At 67.2% G+C, this 527-nt stretch carries 1 protein-coding gene; it reads left to right on the plus strand.

The annotated features are described in order from the left end of the window. Positions 1-508, plus strand: a 508-nt coding sequence (locus tag CFP71_RS42135) for an exodeoxyribonuclease III (RefSeq protein WP_208636159.1), incomplete at its 5' end; no start/stop codon positions are given. Positions 509-527 lie beyond the last annotated feature (19 nt).

Genomic DNA, 527 nt, shown 5'->3' on the forward strand with positions numbered 1-527 from the left:
CGCGCGGGCCATCGGCGCGACCTGCGGCGGGCTGCGACTCTGGTCGGTCTACGTGCCGAACGGCCGCGACCTCGAGAACCCGCACTACAACTACAAACTCGCGTGGCTCTCGGCGCTGGAAGCGACCGTGCGCGAGGAGCAGGCGCGCGGATTGCCGTTCGCCGTACTGGGTGACTTCAACATCGCGCCGACCGACGCGGACGTCTGGGACATCGGCGTGTTCGCCGAGTCGACGCACGTGACCGAGCCGGAACGGAAGGCCCTGGCCGCGTTGCGCGACCTCGGCCTGTCCGACGTGTTCCCGCGGCCGCTGAAGTACGACCACCCGTTTACCTACTGGGACTACCGGGCCGGGAACTTCCCGAACAACAAGGGAATGCGGATCGACCTCGTGTACGCCGACTCTCGTGTTTCCGGCGCGGTGACGGATTCCTATGTGGACCGTGAGGCGCGGAAGGGGAAGGGCCCCTCGGATCACGCGCCGATCGTGGTGGATCTTTCGCTTTGAGGGCCTTCACACCTCCCCC

This window comes from Amycolatopsis thailandensis, from assembly GCF_002234405.1.
Taxonomy (GTDB): Bacteria; Actinomycetota; Actinomycetes; order Mycobacteriales; family Pseudonocardiaceae; genus Amycolatopsis; species Amycolatopsis thailandensis.